The organism is Pseudomonas typographi (genome assembly GCF_014694385.1).
In the GTDB taxonomy this organism is placed as follows: Bacteria; Pseudomonadota; Gammaproteobacteria; order Pseudomonadales; family Pseudomonadaceae; genus Aquipseudomonas; species Aquipseudomonas typographi.
Window position 1 is genome coordinate 1 of the sequence record NZ_JAAOCA010000009.1, and the last position, 19,766, is coordinate 19,766.

At 61.9% G+C, this 19,766-nt stretch carries 18 protein-coding genes; 8 read left to right on the forward strand and 10 right to left on the reverse strand.

The window, feature by feature from the left end; translation table 11 throughout:
- Positions 1-254: 254 nt before the first annotated feature.
- The 3 genes from HAQ05_RS08705 to cysK form a co-directional block, all read right to left on the reverse strand.
- Positions 255-1,592 carry an LLM class flavin-dependent oxidoreductase gene (locus HAQ05_RS08705; protein WP_190419467.1) on the reverse strand — a complete coding sequence of 446 codons (1,338 nt, stop codon included), beginning with the start codon at positions 1,590-1,592 and terminating at the stop codon, positions 255-257.
- Positions 1,593-1,737: 145 nt separating this feature from the next.
- Complete coding sequence (locus HAQ05_RS08710) at positions 1,738-2,871, reverse strand: cysteine desulfurase family protein (protein WP_190419787.1); 1,134 nt, start codon at positions 2,869-2,871, stop codon at positions 1,738-1,740.
- A 59-nt stretch (positions 2,872-2,930) separates the two neighbouring features.
- Positions 2,931-3,878, reverse strand: coding sequence for a cysteine synthase A (gene cysK / locus HAQ05_RS08715; RefSeq protein ID WP_190419469.1), 948 nt, complete (start codon positions 3,876-3,878; stop codon positions 2,931-2,933).
- A gap of 369 nt (positions 3,879-4,247) precedes the next feature.
- On the opposite strand from cysK, the gene HAQ05_RS08720 reads away from it, so the two are divergent.
- Positions 4,248-5,204 (forward strand): LysR substrate-binding domain-containing protein, encoded by a 957-nt coding sequence (locus HAQ05_RS08720; RefSeq protein ID WP_190419471.1) that lies wholly within the window; start codon positions 4,248-4,250, stop codon positions 5,202-5,204.
- A gap of 658 nt (positions 5,205-5,862) precedes the next feature.
- Here the strand turns inward: HAQ05_RS08720 and HAQ05_RS08725 are convergent.
- A complete protein-coding gene (locus HAQ05_RS08725) occupies positions 5,863-6,057 on the reverse strand; it encodes a hypothetical protein (RefSeq protein WP_190419472.1) in 195 nt (64 codons plus the stop codon).
- On the opposite strand from HAQ05_RS08725, the gene HAQ05_RS08730 reads away from it, so the two are divergent.
- Positions 6,056-6,808, forward strand: a complete 753-nt coding sequence (locus HAQ05_RS08730; protein ID WP_190419475.1) for an SDR family oxidoreductase — start codon at positions 6,056-6,058, stop codon at positions 6,806-6,808. The genes HAQ05_RS08725 and HAQ05_RS08730 overlap by 2 nt on opposite strands.
- 137 nt (positions 6,809-6,945) lie before the next feature.
- Here HAQ05_RS08730 and HAQ05_RS08735 read toward each other — a convergent pair whose 3' ends face one another.
- The 6 genes from HAQ05_RS08735 to HAQ05_RS08760 all read right to left on the reverse strand — a co-directional run bounded on the left by HAQ05_RS08735 (position 6,946) and on the right by HAQ05_RS08760 (position 13,814).
- Entirely contained in the window at positions 6,946-7,308 is a 363-nt protein-coding gene (locus HAQ05_RS08735) for a DUF5064 family protein (protein ID WP_190419477.1), read from the reverse strand.
- A gap of 60 nt (positions 7,309-7,368) precedes the next feature.
- Positions 7,369-8,298 carry a carbamate kinase gene (gene arcC / locus HAQ05_RS08740; RefSeq protein WP_190419479.1) on the reverse strand — a complete coding sequence of 310 codons (930 nt, stop codon included), beginning with the start codon at positions 8,296-8,298 and terminating at the stop codon, positions 7,369-7,371.
- Between the two features lie 62 nt (positions 8,299-8,360).
- Positions 8,361-9,371, reverse strand: coding sequence for an ornithine carbamoyltransferase (locus HAQ05_RS08745; protein WP_190419481.1), 1,011 nt, complete (start codon positions 9,369-9,371; stop codon positions 8,361-8,363).
- A gap of 68 nt (positions 9,372-9,439) precedes the next feature.
- Positions 9,440-10,696 carry an arginine deiminase gene (gene arcA, locus HAQ05_RS08750; RefSeq protein ID WP_190419483.1) on the reverse strand — a complete coding sequence of 419 codons (1,257 nt, stop codon included), beginning with the start codon at positions 10,694-10,696 and terminating at the stop codon, positions 9,440-9,442.
- Between the two features lie 34 nt (positions 10,697-10,730).
- Positions 10,731-12,158, reverse strand: coding sequence for an arginine-ornithine antiporter (arcD, locus tag HAQ05_RS08755; RefSeq protein ID WP_190419485.1), 1,428 nt, complete (start codon positions 12,156-12,158; stop codon positions 10,731-10,733).
- Between the two features lie 729 nt (positions 12,159-12,887).
- Positions 12,888-13,814, reverse strand: coding sequence for an AraC family transcriptional regulator (locus HAQ05_RS08760; RefSeq protein WP_190419487.1), 927 nt, complete (start codon positions 13,812-13,814; stop codon positions 12,888-12,890).
- A gap of 100 nt (positions 13,815-13,914) precedes the next feature.
- On the opposite strand from HAQ05_RS08760, the gene HAQ05_RS08765 reads away from it, so the two are divergent.
- From HAQ05_RS08765 to HAQ05_RS08790, 6 genes are all read left to right on the forward strand, one after another.
- A complete protein-coding gene (locus tag HAQ05_RS08765) occupies positions 13,915-14,715 on the forward strand; it encodes an SDR family NAD(P)-dependent oxidoreductase (RefSeq protein ID WP_190419489.1) in 801 nt (266 codons plus the stop codon).
- A gap of 10 nt (positions 14,716-14,725) precedes the next feature.
- On the forward strand, positions 14,726-15,760 hold the full coding sequence (locus HAQ05_RS08770; RefSeq protein ID WP_190419491.1) for an LLM class flavin-dependent oxidoreductase: 1,035 nt from the start codon (positions 14,726-14,728) through the stop codon (positions 15,758-15,760).
- Positions 15,757-16,797, forward strand: a complete 1,041-nt coding sequence (locus HAQ05_RS08775) for an alcohol dehydrogenase catalytic domain-containing protein (protein ID WP_190419493.1) — start codon at positions 15,757-15,759, stop codon at positions 16,795-16,797. Before HAQ05_RS08770 ends, HAQ05_RS08775 begins: the two co-directional genes overlap by 4 nt.
- Before the next feature lie 409 nt (positions 16,798-17,206).
- Complete coding sequence (locus HAQ05_RS08780) at positions 17,207-17,635, forward strand: organic hydroperoxide resistance protein (protein WP_190419495.1); 429 nt, start codon at positions 17,207-17,209, stop codon at positions 17,633-17,635.
- 241 nt (positions 17,636-17,876) lie between these two features.
- On the forward strand, positions 17,877-19,022 hold the full coding sequence (locus HAQ05_RS08785; protein WP_202988052.1) for a VIT1/CCC1 transporter family protein: 1,146 nt from the start codon (positions 17,877-17,879) through the stop codon (positions 19,020-19,022).
- Between the two features lie 268 nt (positions 19,023-19,290).
- On the forward strand, positions 19,291-19,761 hold the full coding sequence (locus tag HAQ05_RS08790; protein ID WP_190419497.1) for a MarR family winged helix-turn-helix transcriptional regulator: 471 nt from the start codon (positions 19,291-19,293) through the stop codon (positions 19,759-19,761).
- Positions 19,762-19,766: the final 5 nt, after the last annotated feature.

Genomic DNA, 19,766 nt, shown 5'->3' on the forward strand with positions numbered 1-19,766 from the left:
GGCGGGTGGGTGGCGCACGCATACTGCTGTTACTCCTGAATTGTTATAGGCTGGCCTCCATCTCGTGATAGTCGGGTGGCGCGTCGTTGAGTGACGCGGCCATGAATATAAGGCAGCGCGGTGCGCCTACGAACTGAGATTAACTGCAATACAAAGCCGCCAAGCGTCTAAGCGATGGCATTGCAATCGGGTGTGTTTTCGGCGCGCAGGTGGGCGTGGTTGGCGGGCTTCTGCAGCGCCCGAGCCTGAGCACATCAATGGTGTTCGGAACTGCAGTGGCAATTCACCGGGAAGCCCAAGCCTAGGTTGCCGCGTAACGTGTCGGCCTCGTATTCGCGGCGTACCAGCCCGCGGTCCTGAAGAATCGGCACCACCTGATCGACGAATTCGCGCAGCCCTAAGGGCTGCAGGTAGCTGTGCAAGATGTAGCCATCGACGACCTGGTCCTCGAACAATGCTTGCAAACGATCAGCCACCTGCTCGGCGGTGCCCACGAACTGCAACCCCGGGCTGGCGGCACGCAGCGCCAGTTGGCGCAAGGTCAACTGCTGTTCGCGGGCGATGCGCAAGTAGTGCTCGGCAGTGGATTTGAAGCTGTCTTTGCCTATATCGCCCAGTTCGGGCAACGGTTCGTCCAGGGCAAACTGGGAGAAGTCAAAGAAGCTGAAATAGCGACTCAGGTACTTCACGGCAATATCGATATCCAGTAATTCACTGACTTCCCGGTGCTTGCGCAGTGCGTCTTCTTCGGTGGCACCGACCACCGGCGTGATCGACGGGAAAATCAGGATATCGCCCGCCGAGCGGCCATGGGCGACGGCGCGGCGTTTGATGTCCTGGTAGTACGCTTTGGCCTGTACCGGGTCCTCGACGCTGCCAGAGAACACCGCATCGGCTTGGCGCGCGGCCAGTTCACGGCCTGCTTCCGAGGCGCCAGCCTGGAATAGAACGGGGCGCCCCTGAGGGGAGCGCTCGATGTTCAATGGGCCTTGCACCGAGAAAAACTCGCCCTTGTGGTTCAGCGTGTGCATTTTATTCAGGTCGGCGTAGTGGCCGCTTTGCTTGTCGCGTACGAATGCATCGTCCTCCCACGAGTCCCACAGCCCTTTGACTACCTGTATGTATTCGTCAGCGATGCGGTAGCGCAAAGCGTGGTCGTACAGTTTTTCACCGCCATGGTTGCGCGCGTGGCCCTCCAACGCACCGGTTACAGCATTCCAGGCGGCGCGGCCGCCACTGATCAGATCGAGCGATGCTAGCTGGCGGGCGGTGGTGAAAGGCTCGCTGAAGGAGGTCGTCATCGTCGCCGCCAGGCCCAGTCGCGAGGTAGCCGCTGCCACTGCGGCCAACGCAGTGATGGGCTCTAGCCGGCTAAGAAAGTAAGGCGTGGAGTCCTTAGTGATAAAGGTCGAATCGGCGATGAAGCCGAAGTCGAACTTGCCGGCTTCGGCGATCTGCGCAGCTTCGATAAACGTGGCAATGCTCGAGGCACTGTTGGGGGCGCTGGCAGGGTGGCGCCAGGCCTGGACATGCGCCCCCAGGCCGGAAAGAAAAGCCGCCAGGCGCATCTGGCGTTTGTCGGAACGTGCCATGTCGGTTACCTCATGCGTAACGCCGTTCAGAACAAGCCCCCGCGAACGGTGAACAGGCACTGGCGTTCGCGGTCGTGGTTTTTACAGGTGCATTCAGGCGCATTCAGGTGTAGCAGGCCATAGCCATCCAGCGGCCGCCGGTGATTCAGGGTACTGGCGCCCGCAGCGCCTGCTCGATCAACTGTGCCGCCCGGTCCACTTCATCTTCGGTGGTGAAGCGGCCCAAGCTCAGGCGAACGGTGCGCAGCGCTTCAGTCCGCCGCAAACCAAGCGCCAATAGCACGTGGGAGGGTTCGTTGCTGGCCGAATTGCACGCCGAAGTCGAAGACAGCGCGAGCTCATCGCTGAGGGAGAAATTCCGGCCGGCCGTGAGGCTCAGGGTGTGCGGCACATGCTCGGCTCGCTCACCATTGACCCGAATCGGCAGGCCTTCGAGGTTTTGCAATAGCCTCGTGCGCAGGGCCAGGATGCGCGCGTGCTCTTCGACCCGCAGTTGGCCGGCAAGGGAAAAAGCATGGCCCATGCCGACGATTTGGTGGGTTGCTAGGGTGCCGGAGCGCCAGCCTTGTTCATGGCCGCCGCCGTGGATTTGCGCGCGCAAACGGGGCTGCGCACGTGGGCCCACATACAGCGCGCCAATGCCTTTAGGGCCGTATGTTTTATGGGCGCTGAAGGACATCAGATCAACCGCTAACCGGGCCAGATCGATACTCACCTTTCCCGTCGCTTGTGCGGCATCTACATGAAACAGTGCGCCATGTTCCTGGACGATCTGGCCGATGGCGGCGATATCGGTCAGCGTACCCAGCTCGTTATTCGCTAGCATCAGTGACACCAGGAAGGTGCCCGGGCGCAATGAATCCTGTACCGCTTGCGCGGTGATCACGCCGTCACGGTCGGGCGCCAGATAGGTCACGGCAATACCTTGTTCTTGCAACTGCGCCAATGTATCGAGCACCGCCTTATGTTCCAGCGTGCTGCTGACGATATGGCCTTTCCCCAATTGGCACGCCTGGGCGGCCCCCTTCAAGGCGAGGTTGTTCGACTCGGTGGCGCCGGACGTCCAGATGATCTGCGTAGGTTGTGCGTTGACGAGGTCGGCAACCTGGCGCCGTGCTTGCTCGACACGGTTGCGCGCAGCTTGGCCAAATAGGTGGGAGCTGGAGGCTGGGTTACCGAACGTACCCTCGACCCCCAGGCACTCGACCATGGTGGCTATCACCCGGACGTCGACAGGGGTCGTGGCGGCGTAATCGAAATACAACGGCCGTTTTCCCAGGGCATCGGGCGCGCCTACCGGGGTAGGTGGGCACCAGGGAAGCGTAGACATAGCCAACCCTACACCTCGTCGAACAAAGCGGTGGAAAGGTAACGCTCGGCGAAACTGGGGATAACGACCACGATCATCTTGCCGCGGTTTTCCGGCCGTTTCGCGAGGGCCAGCGCAGCCGCCAGGGCCGCCCCGGAACTGATGCCAACCGGCACGCCTTCGACCCTTGCCACCTTTCGCGCCGTATCAAGGGCGTCGTCATCACTGATCGTGAGTATTTCGTCAATCACGTTCAGGTTGAGAATTTTTGACAGAAAGCCCGAGCCTATACCTTGGATCTTGTGCGGCCCGGCTTGGCCGCCCGACAACACGGCGCTGCCAGCGGGCTCCACGCCAACGATCTGTACGGATGGCTTATAGCTTTTGAGCACTTCGCCAACCCCGGTAATGGTGCCACCGGTGCCAATACCGGATACCACGATATCGACCTTGCCGGCGGTGTCCTGCCAGATTTCCTCGGCAGTGGTGGTTCGATGGATCTGTGGGTTGGCAGCATTCTCAAATTGTTGCAGCACGATCGAACCCGGAATGTCCCGGTTCAGCGCTTCAGCCCGTGCGATGGCACCGCCCATGCCTTTTTCAGGGGGCGTCAATTCCAGTGTGGCGCCCAGGAAGCGAAGCATCTTGCGCCGTTCTTCGGACATGCTGGCGGGCATGCACAAAATCAGTTGATAGCCCTTGGCGGCGGCAATGAACGCCAGTGCGATACCGGTGTTGCCAGAGGTCGGCTCTATGATCACCGAGCCAGGAATCAGCCGCCCGGCACGCTCGGCGTCTTCGATCAGGGCAATGCCCAAACGGTCCTTCACCGACGCCAGCGGGTTGAAGAACTCCAGTTTCCCCAGCAGTTGTGCTTCGGCGCCTGCGTGGGCTGCAAGTTTATTCAAGCGTACAAGCGGCGTGGCCCCGATGGTGTCGATGATGCTGTCGTAAATCCTGCCCCTAGGCACCGGCATACAAATCTCGCAAGTCAAGTAATGGATCCGCGTGCGGTGGCGCACGACGAGCTGCAGAAATTACCGTGGGCAGGCGCGGGAGGAGAAACGAAAAAATCAGCTTAGCTAAGACGCCGCGCGAGATTGCCCGGGTTTAAACGCCCGGGATAAATGCGTCAAAAGAAACTCGCTATAGGGGCGTCTCAGCTGAATCGCTCAGGGTGAGCGCTGTTTACAAGTCGTTGGGGCGGCGGCGAAGACAGCCAACATATTTATGCTATTAGGTAATAGCAAAATAACTATTTATAGCTTCCAGTGTGGTTGACGGAACTCTACTATTCGGGCGCGTTAGGCACTCCACCGCCAGGCACTCACCGAAGGTCTCCAGGAATGAATTTTCAACAGCTGAGAACCGTACGCGAAGCTATCCGCAAGGGATTCAACCTCACGGATGCGGCTAATGTGCTGTGTACGTCTCAGTCTGGGGTTTCACGGCAGATCCGGGAGCTGGAGGAAGAGCTCGGCGTTGAAATTTTCGAGCGGTATGGCAAGCGGTTGATCGGCCTGACCCCTCCGGGGCGTGACATCGCACAGATCATCGACAGGCTGTTGGTCGAACAGGAAAACCTGCGTGGCGCGGCGAGCGATCACTTTGGCTTGATTACCGGGCAGCTGGATATCGCCACCACCCATGCGGTAGCCCGGTATTTACTTCCACCGGTGCTGGCGGCGTTCAGTGCGCAGTATCCGCAGGTCAAGTTAGGCTTGCATCAGGCATCGCCGGCGCAGGTCGCGCAGATGGTGCGTGACGGCGTGGCCGACCTGGGGTTTGTCAACGAGCACCTGTATAGGCAATCGCCTTCAGACCTGGTCTTGTTTAAAGCCTTCTCCTGGTCACATTGCCTCATCGTGCCGGTAGGGCACCCGCTGTTGAAAGAACCGCAGTTAACGCTCGCACAAGTCGCCGCTTATCCCATCATCACCTACGACGAGTGCATGACGGGGCGGGCCCAGATTAACCAGGCGTTCTATGAGCATGGCCTTACGCCCAATGTGGTATTGACTGCATTGGATTCCGACATCATAAAGGCCTACGTTGAAGTAGGGCTGGGTATCGGCATTATCGCAGAAATGGCTTACAGCCCCGATCGTGATCAGGCCATCGCCTGTTTGAATCAAACGCGTCTGACGCTGCCCAACACCGCTTACCTGGCGTTGCGGCGCGGGGCCTTTATGCGGGGTTATGCGCTGTCGCTGATTCACAGCATTCTGCCTGATATTCCTGTGGCCAAACTCAAAAGAGCCATAGAGGTAGGGAACCACCACGCCGACCTGCAAGCGGTGTAATCACGCTGAACGTGAGGGTGAGCAATTCCATAAGCCTTCGTGATAAGAAGTCAGTATATGGATAGAAAATCCGCGGCGTAGGGGTGGATGCCTCTCTACGCCGCGCTTCCATGGTCGTGAATGTGCCGGCATACCCTCATGTCCAAACCGCCGAGGCGTCGTAACCGGCTGTGCTCTGCTCGGGCCTGGGCATTGTAAGTGACTGGTTGCTGTAAAGGCCGGCCACTCGCCAACTAACGACACTGCACCAGGTTCCCACCATGCAAGTAGCCATTTTCCTGTTCGACGGCGTGACCGCCCTGGATGCCGTCGGCTCCTATGAAGCACTCTTCCGGCTGCCACAGGTGCAGGTCAGTTTTTGTGCACTTACCATTTGGCGGAACCTATTCTGCAGAGCGGGTAACACGCAACGGTAAGTTGATCACGTCCGCAGGGGTGTCCGCGGGTACCGAGTTGGGGCTCAAACTCTGCGGGCTCATTGCCGGCGAGGCGCTTGGCGCTGCTGTCGAGTTGAGCATGGAATATGCGCCCTCGCCCCCCTTCGGTGGTGTCGGCCCCGACGCCGCCTCCACCGAAATTAAACGATTGATCGAGACGAATTTACGGTAACAGAGGCCTTTAAAGCGCTTCATTGAAAAACGATAACCCTGCCTGATGTTTACCACGCGGTTGAAGACTCAAAAACCTTTGCTTTGCGCCGAGGCAAGTCGAGGACGAGTTTGCGGCCGCCGCGCTTGGGGATATAGTGAATAACATCCACCAGTCGAAACTCGCGGCCGTAAATGAGCACCGCCACGTCGCGCCCGGTGCTGGGGTTGAGGGTTGAAATCGCATACCAGGAGGTCGCTGCCATGGCTGTAAGCAAGGCCATTCTTATCACGGGGGGTAGCCGGGGCATCGGCCGAGCAGCCGCGCGCTTGTGTGGCGCAAAAGGTTGGGCGGTGGTTATCAACTATGTTGGCAACGATGACGCGGCCGAATCGACCGCCGCCGATGTCAGGGCGCTTGGCGGTCAAGCCCTGTGTGTCAAAGGCGATGTGGCCAACGAAACGGACGTATTGCATCTGTTCGACGAGGCAGAATCACACTTCGGCAGGCTGGATGGCGTTGTTGTCAACGCCGGCGTGGTAGCGCCATCGATGACGTTGGCCGAGATGAGCGCCGAGCGGCTCAAGCGTCTGTTCGACGTTAATGTGTTCGGCGCCTACCTGTGTGCACGCGAAGGTGCCCGCCGGCTCGCTCGGCCGGGCACCGGGGCAGGCGGGTCGATCGTGCTCTTGTCGTCGGCCGCGGCACGCTTAGGCTCACCGTTCGAATATGTGGATTATGCCGGTTCCAAAGGTGCCCTCGATACGCTGGCCATTGGGCTATCCAAAGAGCTCGGGCCACGGGGCATCCGTGTCAACGCGGTCAGGCCTGGCCTGATCGACACCGATATACATGGCAGTGGCGGCCAGCCTGACCGTGCGGCCCGCCTTGGCTCCGCCACCCCGCTGGGGCGTGCCGGGCGCCCGGAAGAGGTGGCTGAAATGATCGTGTGGCTGCTCAGCGACGCGGCGTCTTACACCACGGGCGCCCTTATTGATGTAGCTGGCGGCCGTTGATTTGTTCCGCTGCCTGCCAATCAGCTCCATCCTGAAAACGCCGCGCCCGGCAGGCGCGCGCCGGAAGCACCACTGGCAAACCCCGCAAAGCTTCCAGCGACCGCCTGGGGCAGCCCGGCGTCGCTGAGTAGAATCGCTTATTGCAAATGCTCAGGTTTTACCGGGTCTCCCGGCTTCACATTCAACTGGTGGCGCACGTCCTCGAACATTTCGTCGTAATGTTTGTGCACGGAGGCGTCCAACACCGCCGTCTTCGGCATACCGTATTTCTGAGCGATGGCCATGGCGTATCGGGCGAAGTCGAACGCTTGGTCCTTGGGCAGAAAGAATGCCTCCTTGAGCACCTTGCCCTGTACCGAGCCGTGCAGCGTGAACAACATGCCACGCCCTTCGGTGGGGTCTTGGCTGACCTCATAATCGATCCACAGGTCGTAACTGAAATCGGCCGCGTTCAGTGCGTGGCGTTCGATATGCAAGTGGCCGGGTTCAAACGTGGCCATAGGGGTTACTCCTTCCAAGGCATTGGAGAAGGGTGGGCGCAAGGCCCGCCCCCGGTGCATTTATAAGTAGGTGATGCCGGGCTTTGCCGTGCTGATGCGAGTACCGGCAGTGCCTTGGACAATCGCTTGGATGTCTGACAGCGAACCGATCACCGCGGTTTTGCCGGTGTGCCGGGCAAACTCGCAAGCGGCTTCGACCTTGGGGCCCATGGACCCGATAGCAAAGCCGAGATTTTCCATTTCGTCCGGGTGGGCCTGGCGGATGGCTTGTTGTGTCGGTGTACCGAAGCCGATAAACGCTGCAGGCACGTCGGTGGCGATCACCAGCAAATCGGCGGCCAGTTGCTCGGCCAGCAAGGCGGAGCATAGGTCCTTGTCGATCACCGCCTCCACACCCCTGAGCGTGCCATCCTCGCCATATATTGTCGGGATCCCACCACCACCGGCGCAGATCACAATGCAATTTTTTTCCAGCAGCCACTGGATCGGGCGAATTTCAAAGATACGCTTGGGTTTGGGGCTGGCGACGACCCGGCGGAACCGATCGCCATCGGGGGCAATGGCCCAGCCCTTTTCTGCGGCGAGTTTTTCCGCGTCGGCCTTGGCGTACACCGGGCCGATGGGCTTGGTGGGGTTCAAAAAGGCCGGGTCGTTGGCATCGACTTCGACCTGGGTCAGCAGGGTGGCGAGCGGCACGTCGGCGGGCAGCAGGTTGCCCAGTTCTTGTTCGATGATGTAGCCGATCATGCCTTCGGTTTCGGCACCGAGCACGTCCAGCGGGTAGGGGCTGACAGCGCTGTAGGCCGCCGCTTGCAGCGACAGCAAGCCAACTTGCGGACCATTACCATGGGCCACCACCAGTTCATTGCCCGGTGCGATGCGGGCGATTTGTTCGGCGGCGGTGCGGATATTGGCCCGTTGGTTGTCTGCGCTCATGGGTTGGCCACGGCGCAGCAGAGCGTTGCCGCCCAATGCAACGACGATACGCATAAAGGCGTCCTTTTGCGTTCACAGTGGCCTTCCCACCGATGGGTGGGATCGGCCTGTAGGGTTTAGATATCCGCCAACGTCGACACCAGAATGGCCTTGATAGTGTGCATGCGGTTTTCCGCCTGCTCAAAGGCAATGTTGGCCGGCGATTCGAACACCTCTTCGGTCACTTCCACACCATTGGCCAAGTTCGGGTAGCGGGTGGCGATGTCCTTACCGACCTTGGTTTCGCTGTTATGGAAGGCCGGCAAACAGTGCATGAACTTCACCCGCGGGTTGCCCGCGGCTTTCAGCATCTCGGTATTGACCTGGTACGGCAGCAGCAACTCGATGCGTTCGTCCCACGCGTCCATCGGCTCACCCATCGACACCCACACGTCGGTGTGGATGAAGTCCACGCCCTTGACGGCTTCCTGCGGGTTATCGGTGAGGGTGATGCGCGCGCCGCTTTCTTCGGCAAAGCCCTGGCATTGCTTGACGAAGTCTTCGTGGGGCCACAGAGCCTTCGGCGCGCCGATACGCACATCCATGCCCAGCTTGGCGCCGATCATCAGCAGCGAATTGCCCATGTTGTAGCGCGCGTCACCCAGGTAGGCGTAGCTGATCTCATGCAGCGGCTTGTCGCTGTGTTCGCGCATGGTCAGGGTGTCGGCGATCATTTGCGTCGGGTGGAATTCAGCGGTGAGGCCGTTGAACACCGGCACACCGGCGAACTTGGCCAATTCTTCGACGATCTCCTGTTCGAAACCCCGGTATTCGATGGCATCGAACATCCGCCCCAGCACGCGGGCAGTGTCTTTCATGCTTTCCTTGTGGCCGATCTGCGAAGACACCGGGTCGATATAGGTCACGTGGGCGCCTTGGTCATGGGCCGCCACCTCGAACGCACAACGGGTGCGGGTCGAGGTTTTTTCGAAGATCAACGCGATATTCTTGCCCTTCAGGTGGGCCCGCTCTGTGCCCGTGTATTTGGCGCGTTTGAGGTCGCGCGACAGGTCCAGCAGGTAGTGCAATTCGCGGGTGGTGTGGTGCATCAGCGAAAGCAAGCTGCGGTTGCGCATGTTGAACGCCATGGTGGGTCTCCTTCCGTATAGGTAGGCCCTTGGCCGAGCCTGTGTAGCACCCGGCCAAGGCCTGAATGTCAGTAGTCGATGGGGTCGCGAATGATCGGGCAGGTCATGCAGTGGCCGCCGCCACGGCCACGGCCCAACTCGCCGGAACTGATGGTGATCACTTCCACGCCGGCCTTGCGCAGCAGGGTGTTGGTGTAGGTGTTGCGGTCGTAACCGATCACCACGCCAGGCTCTACCGCCACCACGTTGTTGCCGTCATCCCACTGCTCACGTTCGGCGGCGAAGCTGTTGCCACCGGTTTCCACCACGCGCAGGGCTTTAAGGTTCAGCGCGGCGGCCACGGTGTCGAGGAAACTGGTTTTTTCCCTTTGGATATCGATGCCCCCCAGCTTGCTTTCATCAGGGCGCAGGCTGAAGGGCACGATCTGGCTGACCACTTCCGGGAAGATGGTCACCAGGTCGCGATCGCAGAAGCTGAACACGGTGTCCAAGTGCATCGACGCGCGGGATTTGGGTAGGCCGGCGACGATCACCCGCTCCACGGCGTTGTGCTTGAACAGGTTCAGCGCCAGTTGGCCGATGGCCTGATGGGATGAGCGCTCGCCCATGCCGATCAGCACCACGCCGTTGCCGATGGGCATCACGTCGCCGCCTTCGAGGGTGGCGCTGCCGTGCTCCTGGTCCGGGTCGCCGTACCACACTTGGAAGTCGGCATGGCTGAACTCGGGGTGGTACTTATAGATAGCGCTGGCCAACAAGGTTTCCTGGCGCCGCGCCGGCCAATACATCGGGTTGAGCGTCACGCCGCCGTAGATCCAGCAGGTGGTGTCGCGGGTGAACTGCGTGTTGGGCAGCGGTGGCAGGATAAAGCTCGAGTGGCCGAGGAAGCCGCGGTACATTTCGAGGGTTTTGCCACCGAAGCTGGTGGGCAGGTCGTCGGCCGACACCCCACCGATCAGAAACTCAGCCACCTTGCGCGGTTCCAGGCTGCGCAGCCATGCGCCGACTTCATTGACCAAGCCGACACCGACACTGTTGGCGGTGATCTTGCGCTCCAGGATCCAGTCCAGCGCGTCGGGGATGGCGACGATATCGGTCAGCAGGTTGTGCATTTCCAGCACATCGATATCCCGCTCGCGCATCTTGTTCACGAAGTCGAAATGGTCGCGCTTGGCTTGGTCGACCCAGAGCACGTCGTCGAACAGCAGTTCGTCGCAGTTGTTGGGGGTCAGCCGCTGGTGGGCCAAACCCGGGGAGCAGACCAACACTTTGCGCAGTTTGCCGGCTTCGGAATGTACACCGTACTTTACTTTTTCCGTGGTCATTACTGTTCCTCCGTAAGCAATAACAGTGAGGGCGTTATAGGGTCAGAAAACCATCGTAGAGCCCATACGCCGCCACTAAGGCGCCAATGACCACCACGGCGAAAACCAGCTTCTCGACAGCGGTGAAGATCGGCTTGCCCAGCTCTTGCTTAGCCTTGGCGAACAGGATCGCGCCAGGGGCGTAGAGCAGGGCGGATAACAGCAGGTATTTGGTGCCGCCGGCGTACAGCAGCCAGACCGCATAGACCAGCGCGACCGCGCCGATAAACAGGTCTTTCTTGCGTTCGGCCAGGGCGTTTTCGTAGGTTTCGCCGCGCACGGCCAACAGCACCGCATACGCCGCCGACCATAGGTACGGCACCAGGATCATCGAGGTGGCGAGGTAGATCAGCGACAGGTATGTGCTGGCGGAAAACAACGTGATGACCAGGAACACCTGGACCATGGCGTTGGTCAGCCACAGGGCGTTGGCCGGTACATGGTTGGCGTTTTCCTTGCGCAAGAATGCCGGCATGGTGTGGTCCTTGGCCGCGGCGAACAGGATTTCGGCACACAGCAGCACCCATGACAACAACGCCCCCAACAGCGAGATGATCAAGCCGACGCTGATCAGCACCGCGCCCCAATGCCCAACCACATGCTCCAGAACGGCGGCCATGGATGGATTCTGCAGCTTGGCCAATTCCGGCTGGGTCATGATTCCGAGAGACAGCACATTGACCAGCATCAAAAACAGCAGCACGGTGATAAAACCGATCACGGTGGCCTTGCCAACGTCTGTGCGTTTTTCTGCCCGTGCCGAAAAAATGCTGGCGCCTTCGATGCCGATGAAGACCCAGACGGTGACCAGCATCATGTTGCGCACCTGGTTCATGACACTGCCGAGGCTCGGGTTCTGCGTGCCCCAGATATCGGTGGTGAAAATGTCCAGTTTGAACGCAAAGAGCGCGATCAGCACGAACAGCACCAGCGGCACCACTTTGGCGACGGTGGTCACCAGGTTGATGAACGCCGCTTCTTTGATCCCCCGCAGCACCAGCCAATGCACCGCCCACAGCAGCACCGAGGCACCGATCACCGCCGCCAGGGTGTTCCCTTCACCGAAGATCGGAAAGAAGTAACCGAGGGTGCTGAACAACAGCACGAAGTATCCGACATTGCCCAGCCAGGCACTGATCCAGTAACCCCAGGCGGACGAAAAGCCCATGTAGTCGCCGAAACCAGCCCGGGCGTAAACGTAGACGCCGCCGTCCAAGTTCGGCTTGCGATTGGCCAGGGTTTGAAAAACGAAGGCTAAGGTCAACATGCCCACGGCGGTAATCACCCAACCGATCAGCACAGCGCCCACATCGGCACTCGCGGCCATGTTCTGCGGAATGGAGAAGATCCCGCCACCGATCATCGAGCCCACGACAAGGGCAACTAAAGCACCCAATCGAAGTTTAACGGGGGATTCAGGCATTGCGGGGCTCCATCCAGGAGAAGAGACGCCGAAGCCTACAGTTGTGTGCGAAACAAACTGTTGACCGGGATCACTTCGTTGGCACATTTAATTTTAATTAACGGCCTGTAACCATAGGTCGGCCCCCGATAAAATGCCAACATAAAAGCACGCCTAAATTAATATGTCGTTGTAAAACAATAAGCTACGATAGCTAATTGCCCCCTCGGAGTTAGGTGCCGACATCCTGTGCTCACGCTTGGGTATACGCTGGAATAGTGGCAACGGGGTGCGAGGTAGTAGGGGGTACTGCCGAGCAGGCTATGTGCGTGTTATGGCGTTCTGTGCTGAAATATGAACAGGTTTAGAAGTTATAATAACCGCTGTCTCCGTCATTCGTAGTATTCCGCACGGGGTGCCCGGAATGCTATTATCGCGCGCATCCCCCTGCGCGTGAATTAAGTCGTGCGTTAAGCCTTGTAAAAGTATGGGTGCAGAAGGCATGTGTTAAGGCATTCGCCTTGCGATATAGGCTGCGCGCCCTATTGCCAGGCCTTGTATGTCGCCGTCTGTTTGCTATTTGAAAGCCCCGCTGAGCACCTCGCGCCCCTCAGCGGGTTATCGGGCTTTTGCCGTCTCCGTACTTGCCCGCTGGGCATTCGCTGTCCCTTACCCAGGAGGCCACGATGAGTAAGGGGCAGCGCTGGTCGAAGACGGGCGGCGGCGCTCGCCGCGGCATTCAGCGCCCTTTCATTGCCAGGCCGATTCCCTGAATTGCCGGGGAGAGCACCCCACGGTTCGACGGAATGCGGTACTGAAGGCGCTGTCGGAGAGGTAACCGACCCACTGCGCGATATCGGCGATAGAGCGTTTGCTGTTGATCAGGGTGTCCTTGGCCAGGGCGATGCGCCAATTGACCAGATACGTGCCCGGCGCCACGCCCACCCGTTCGCAAAACCGTTGCACGAACGCCGAGCGAGACATGCCCACATGCCTGGCGAGGGTGGCGAGGGTCCAGTGCCTGGCCACATCGGCGTGCATGGCCTGTAGCGCCGCGGCGACCTTCGGGTCCGACAGGCCGCTTAGCCAGCCGGTTTGCTGCCGGTCCAGCGCCTGCAGTGGCCGGCGCAATACCTCTACCAGCATGATCTGCAGCAGCCGGCTCATAACCAGTTCGTGGCCGGGGAGCGACGAACCGGCTTCCTCGGCGATGAGGCTGAGCAGGCGGCTCAGGCGCCCAGCTTCTTCGTCGCTGCAGCGGATGTGAACCTGTGGCGGCAACAGCGTTTCGGTCAGGCCGGTGTGTTCGGGGGCCACTTGAAAATAGCCACCGACCATCCGCGTCGTCTCGCCGTCGTCGGCCCCTTGCCAGCGTACATAGCCTTCGCCGTCGGTCAGCGCCGAACGCGTGGCCGGTTTAAGCAATTGCAGGGCAACCTCGGGGCTGCTGGCCAGTAGGTAATTCGGCATCCGGGTCAGCAGCAGGTAGTCCCCGGGCCGCATCAGCAGCGGCTCTCCGGTTTCGGGAACGTACCAGCACTTGCCCGCGGCGACCAGGCTGAAGCGCGGCGCTGCCCGTTGGGGAACGACCATGCCCCAATGGCCCCGGGCTTCGAAAGTCTTCCATATCAACGCCTGGGGGCGCATCAGCCGGACGATGTCGGTGAGCAAGTCCATTGGACGATCCGTAAAGTAATATGGGTTATTGATTATGGATCATACCGAACCCGGCGCGTACCCTGGACCTCTGTTCGATTCGGCAACGGAGCGGTAGGCAATGAGCAGCCTTGAAGACAGGATCGTGATCGTGACCGGCGCCGCCCAAGGCTTGGGCCAAGCTATCGCGGTCGAAGCGGCGAAGCAGGGCGCGGCGTGGGTGACGCTGGCCGACCTACAGGCCGACAAAGGCGAGGCCGCAGCGGAGCAGGTCCGCCGCGCCGGGGCGCGCGCCCAGTTCATCCAAACCGACCTGCGCAGCGCCGACGCGATCCGCCACATGGTCGAAGCAACCGCGCAGCAGGCCGGCGGTATCGACGTATTGGTCAACAACGCCGGTGTTACTGACGACGGTGTTAGCCAGGGGGCGCCGTCGGTAGAGGAGCTGACCGAAGAGGCCTGGGATGCGGTCATGGACATCAACCTGAAGGCGGTCTGGCGCGCGACCAAGTTCGCCGCGCCCTACCTGCGCCAATCCAAACGCAGCCCGGCCATCGTCAATGGCGCCTCGGTCGCCAGCTTCGTCGGCTATCCTGGGCTGCCAGCCTATGCCGCGAGCAAGGGCGGCGTAGCGCAACTGACCAAGGCTATCGCCATCGACCTGGGGCCGGCCGGCATCCGTTGTAACGCCTATGCTCCCGGCGCGATCGAGACGCCGATGCTCCAGCACAGCGTGGCGTCGGCCAGCGACCGCGCGGCGGCAGAGAAACGCCTGTGGGGACCGCATTTGATCCAGCGCCTGGGGCAACCTGAAGAGGTTGCCAAGCTGGTCTGTTTTCTCGCCTCGGACGCGGCGTCGTTTTCCACCGGCGCGGTGTTCCTGGTCGACGGTGGTACCCTGGCCTGGCGCGGCGTGCAATGAGGTAACCACAATGGCATTGACAACTCCCATCAGCGTTCTGGATTTGGTGCACGTCACCGAAGGCGCGACGCTGGACGATGCACTGAAGGCCTCCATGGAATTGGCGCAGTTGGCCGATAGCCTCGGGTTTCACCGGCTGTGGTACGCCGAGCATCACAACACGCCAGAACTGGGGTCCAGCGCCACGGCGATCCTGATCGCCCGCGCGGCAGAGCTGACCCAGCGTATCCGCGTCGGCGCCGGTGGCATCATGCTGCCCAACCACGCCCCGCTGCACGTGGCCGAGGCGTTCGGTACGCTTGCGCGGTTCTTCCCCGGGCGGGTCGACCTCGGCCTGGGGCGGGCGCCGGGGACCGACTCGGTGACCGCGCGCGTACTCGGCCGCTCCGGTGATGACCCCGGCAGCTTCAGCCGCAATGTGCGCGACCTGGCAGGCTGGTTCAGTGACTCCGGCGTGGCCGACAGCCAGCCGATTCGCGGTGGTATCGCGACGGCCACCCATGTGCCCATGTGGATACTCGGGTCCAGTGTTGAAGGTGCGCGGGTGGCGGCACAACTGGGCCTGCCGTTCGTGGTCGCGTCACATTTCGCGCCGGACGACCTGCCGCGGGTGCTGCAGGTGTATCGGGGCCAGTTCGATGCCTCGGCACCGACGGCCCAGGTGTCGCGGCCGTACGTGATGGCTGGGATCAACGTGATGATCGCGCCTACCGATGCCGAGGCCGAACGGTTGTGGACCACCGCGCAACAAATGATTTATGACGTGAGGTCTGGCCATCGGCGCAAGCTGCAACCGCCCGTGGCCCCCGAACTGATGCCGGCCCATGTGCGCGCTTTCGCCGACGCGACCTTTCGGGTCAGAGCTGTCGGCAGCCCCGCCACGGCCTGCCAGGCGTTGCGGGAGTTCGTGCAGTTCACCGGCGCCGACGAATTGATCGCGATGACCTACGCTTACGACCCAGCCGACCGCCAGCGTTCGTTGCGCCTATTGGCCGAGGCCTGGTTTTCCCACCCCCTTGACTGCTCGCAAAAGGTTCCTACATGAAAGCCATTCAATTGGTGCGGCCCACGGTCGTCGAACTGCGTGACCTGCCACAACCCAAGCCGGCGGCTGGGGAAGTGCTGCTCAAGGTGACCGCGGCTGGGCTGTGCCATACCGACATCAGCATCCAGCATGAAGAAACCTCGCTGTTCCCGGCGGGTTTGGTGCTTGGCCATGAGATTGCCGGCATCGTCGACAGCGTGGGCGAGGGGGTGACCGGCTGGGCGCCGGGCGATGCCGCCATTGTCCACCCCTGCTGGTCGTGCGGGGCCTGTCCCGAATGCGTCGCCGGCCGGCAAAATGCCTGCCGCCGTACTACCGGGCGGCTGGCCTCGCCCCCCACACCGGGCGTTAGCGTGAACGGCGGGATGGCCGAATACGTTGCGGTGCCGGCGCGCACCTTGATTGCGGCCGACGGGCTAGACCCTGCCGTGGCCGCGGTCCTGCCGGACGCGGCGTTGGTGCCTTACCACTCGATCCATGCCACCCGCGACCTGCTGGTGCCCGGCAGTACCCTAGTGATCATCGGCCTCGGTGGGCTCGGCAACTTGGGCGTGCAGATCGCCCGGGCCCTGACCGCCGCGCGTATCGTCGCCATCGACGGCAAGCCGGCGGCGCTGCAGGCGGTGGAGGGCTCGGTGGACCTGGCGCTGCCGGCCGACGCCGCGGACCTTGAACAACGCATTCTCGATTTCACCGGCGGCCAGGGCGCCCAGGTGGTGCTGGACTTCGTCGGCATCGATGCCACGCTGCGCCTGGCGGCTGGGGTGGTCGCGCGCTACGGGGCGATCAGGGTGCCTGGCCTGGGCGAGGGTACGTTGCCGTTCGAGGCGCGCCACGCCGCGCAGTATCTGCCTTGGGGTGCTTCGATCACCCGGCCCTACAGCGGCACCTACCAAGACCTGGTAGAGCTGGTGGCATTGGCCCGGCAGCAGCGGATCAAGCCGATCGTGCGCCGCTACCCGTTCGAGGACGCCATGCAGGCGTTCGAAGACCTCGCCGCCGGCAAGATCGTTGGCCGCGCGGTGCTGCAGATGTAGGCCGCATTCGGCAGGTGTCGGTGGCGCCTCAGATATTAGCCGCACCGTTTTGAGGCTGGCTTGCGTTTGCCTGGCTGCGTTGCCCCTGCCCTCCATAATCCTGCTGGGAGGAGCCACTGCGCCTTTCCCGACAATAAAATGCAGGCGCCAATGCTTGTGCGAACCTCTCAGGCACTACACTAGGCGCCACCGATCGCGGCGTCGGCCACCTTATGCCCCACCAGCGGTGGCCCGTATCGCCGCCTTTCTCGGAGTACCTCGGCTCGAGCACACTGGGCAACATTCGCTGAATTAAATTGCAAACAATATAATTGTGTAAAATAATAATCCCAAACTATCACACAGCCCTGCCTTGCGCCGGCTTCGGGCCGCCATTTGGGCGGGCACCTCCACCCTGGGAGCAATCACCATGAGTAAGCCTCTTTACACCACCAAAGTCACCGCCATCGGCGGCCGTGCCGGCCATGTGCGCAGCGATGATGACCTGCTCGACCTTTCACTGGCGCTGCCCGCGGGCCTGGGCGGCAAGGGCGGCGCGACGAACCCGGAACAGTTGTTTGCCGCCGGCTACGCTGCCTGCTTTGAGAACGCGGTGCTGCATGTCGCCCGCGGCAAGAAGGTCGAAATCGCCGACAATGACGTTGAAGTGGTTGCAACGGTGTCCTTGTTGCCCGACGGCAACGGGGGCTTCAAGCTCGCGGTAGGGCTGGACGTGGCGGTCGCCAACCTGGACTCAGCGACCGCCGAGGCGATCGTTGAGGCCGCGCACGCAGTGTGCCCGTATTCGAACGCGGTGCGAGGGAATGTCGAGGTTGCGATCGCAGTCAGTACTCGCTAACACCCCACTGGGCCGCTTCGGGCCCCCGCGCCTGTAGCCCGGTCTATCAGCCGGTGTTCGAGGGTGTGCCGGGCAGTGAAGTACTGTGTGGCCATCCACATGGCCACACGCTCGGCCGAAGGCCATGGCATGATGGTTGCTCCGTTCTCGGCCACCCGTGCGGCGCTTGATAAGAAGCCCCGTGCAGAGCCTCGCACCCGCCGGGGAGGGTGGATGGAAAAGCAGTTTCCAGGAGCGACTCATGACCCAGATACAAGGCGACCCGCCGGCCGCCAGCAATGACATCCCCAGTATGCGCGCCTATCTACGTGGTGAGGTTGATGCAGCCTGCATTTACCGCGCGTTGGCGCATTCCGAGGGCGATCGCAACGTCAGCGAGGTGTTCCGTCGGCTCGCTACGGTAGAGGCCCGCCACGCCGAATTCTGGCGCGCGCGCCTGGAGCGGGCGGGCGCCCCGCTCAAGGTCAGGCCTGGCCTACGCGCCCGGTTTCTGGCCTGGGTGGCACGGCGTTTTGGCGCGGCTGCGGTGCTGCCTTACCTGGCACGAATCGAGGTCGCCGAGAGCCACGGCTACGATGGTGAGCCGGATGCCGTCGCTGCAGGCATGCCAAAAGACGAATATGGCCATGCGCGCATCGTCCAGGCGGCAGCCATGGAGGCTGGCGGGTTGCCCGGCGGTACGCTCAGCATGATCGAGGGCCGCCGCCGGCACGGCGGCGGTAACGCCCTGCGCGCCGCCGTGTTGGGCGCCAACGATGGCCTCGTCTCCAACCTGAGCCTGGTGCTGGGTATAGTGGGGGCGGCAGCGGGCGAGCGCACCATTGTGTTGACCGGCCTCGCCGGGCTGATCGCCGGTGCCTGTTCAATGGCCATGGGCGAGTGGCTGTCGGTCAGCAGCGCACGGGAGATGGCGCTGCGCCAGATCGAAACCGTCGCCACCGCCATTGAACAAGTGCCGGATATCGAGCGGCAGGACCTGATGGTGATCTGCCGCTGGAAGGGCCTGGACGATGCGGCCTCGCAGCGTTTCGTCAACAAGCTGTTCACCGTACCTGAGGATGCGCTGGAGTCGGTCGCCCGTGAGGAACTCGGCATCGACCCCAGTGAACCGGGCGGGTCGCCATGGGTCGCGGCGGCGGCTTCCTTTGGGCTGTTCGCCTTCGGTGCGCTGTTCCCAGTGGTGCCTTTCCTGTTCTTGGGTGGGCCCGCTGCGTTCGCCACCAGCGTGGTGCTGAGCGGCTTGGCGTTGCTCGGCATCGGCGCGGCCACCAGCCTGTTCACCGGCCGCCCGGTCGCCCTATCGGCGCTGCGCCAGCTCGGTATTGGCGCGGCTGCCGCCGCACTCACCTACGGCCTGGGGCACGTGGTAGGGGCGAGCCTTGGCTGAGGCGCCGGCGCTGGATATGGCCCGGTGTGTCGCTTTTCGGGTGCGCCTCAAGTGCCCGTGAGTGATAAAACGCAAGAGCCCGCGGGCGATAAAACAAATTGGCAAAAATAAAATTCACCGCGGTATCATTCGCCCACACTGCTTTGCGTGGCCGAAAACGCCTGTGCCGCAGCAATTGTTCACCATTGGCGCCAGCCTTCTAAAGGGCCCGGGCTGCGCCGGAGGGTTCTGCCCCGTGGCCGAGTGTCCGCAATGCCAACCGCACTAAATGAGTAAAGGCAAGCCAGCCCGGGGGCGCGTGCCGGAAGACCCGCTGCGCCTCGACCGGCAAGTGTGTTTCCCGCTTTATGCCGCCTCGAACCTGCTGAACCGGATGTACCGGCCGGTGCTGGACGCGATCGGGCTGACCTATCCACAGTACCTGGTGATGCTGGCGCTTTGGGAGGACTCCCCGCAGAGCGTCGGTGTATTGGGCGGCAAGTTGTATCTGGACAGCGGCACCCTCACACCACTGCTCAAACGCATGGAAAGCGCTGGGCTGATCAGCCGCCAGCGCGATGCCCAAGACGAACGCCGTGTGCTGGTCGAGCTCACGGCCGCCGGCCGGGCGCTGCGCGAGGCGGCGCAGCGCGTGCCGGAAACCCTCGCCGCCGGTTTGGACCTTAGCCCCGACGCCATCGACCTGCTCAGAGGCACGGTGCAGGACCTGGTCCGGCTGTTGGCGGCACGCAACGCCTGACCTTT

Bases quoted from the DNA above. Each gene is read 5' to 3' on its own strand.
- HAQ05_RS08705 (WP_190419467.1), bottom strand. From the start codon at position 1,592: ATGGCACGTTCCGACAAACGCCAGATGCGCCTGGCGGCTTTTCTTTCC.
- cysK (WP_190419469.1), bottom strand. From the start codon at position 3,878: ATGCCGGTGCCTAGGGGCAGGATTTACGACAGCATCATCGACACCATC.
- HAQ05_RS08720 (WP_190419471.1), top strand. From the start codon at position 4,248: ATGAATTTTCAACAGCTGAGAACCGTACGCGAAGCTATCCGCAAGGGA.
- HAQ05_RS08730 (WP_190419475.1), top strand. From the start codon at position 6,056: ATGGCTGTAAGCAAGGCCATTCTTATCACGGGGGGTAGCCGGGGCATC.
- HAQ05_RS08725 (WP_190419472.1), bottom strand. From the start codon at position 6,057: ATGGCAGCGACCTCCTGGTATGCGATTTCAACCCTCAACCCCAGCACC.
- HAQ05_RS08735 (WP_190419477.1), bottom strand. From the start codon at position 7,308: ATGGCCACGTTTGAACCCGGCCACTTGCATATCGAACGCCACGCACTG.
- arcC (WP_190419479.1), bottom strand. From the start codon at position 8,298: ATGCGTATCGTCGTTGCATTGGGCGGCAACGCTCTGCTGCGCCGTGGC.
- HAQ05_RS08745 (WP_190419481.1), bottom strand. From the start codon at position 9,371: ATGGCGTTCAACATGCGCAACCGCAGCTTGCTTTCGCTGATGCACCAC.
- arcA (WP_190419483.1), bottom strand. From the start codon at position 10,696: ATGACCACGGAAAAAGTAAAGTACGGTGTACATTCCGAAGCCGGCAAA.
- arcD (WP_190419485.1), bottom strand. From the start codon at position 12,158: ATGCCTGAATCCCCCGTTAAACTTCGATTGGGTGCTTTAGTTGCCCTT.
- HAQ05_RS08760 (WP_190419487.1), bottom strand. From the start codon at position 13,814: ATGGACTTGCTCACCGACATCGTCCGGCTGATGCGCCCCCAGGCGTTG.
- HAQ05_RS08765 (WP_190419489.1), top strand. From the start codon at position 13,915: ATGAGCAGCCTTGAAGACAGGATCGTGATCGTGACCGGCGCCGCCCAA.
- HAQ05_RS08770 (WP_190419491.1), top strand. From the start codon at position 14,726: ATGGCATTGACAACTCCCATCAGCGTTCTGGATTTGGTGCACGTCACC.
- HAQ05_RS08775 (WP_190419493.1), top strand. From the start codon at position 15,757: ATGAAAGCCATTCAATTGGTGCGGCCCACGGTCGTCGAACTGCGTGAC.
- HAQ05_RS08780 (WP_190419495.1), top strand. From the start codon at position 17,207: ATGAGTAAGCCTCTTTACACCACCAAAGTCACCGCCATCGGCGGCCGT.
- HAQ05_RS08785 (WP_202988052.1), top strand. From the start codon at position 17,877: ATGACCCAGATACAAGGCGACCCGCCGGCCGCCAGCAATGACATCCCC.
- HAQ05_RS08790 (WP_190419497.1), top strand. From the start codon at position 19,291: ATGAGTAAAGGCAAGCCAGCCCGGGGGCGCGTGCCGGAAGACCCGCTG.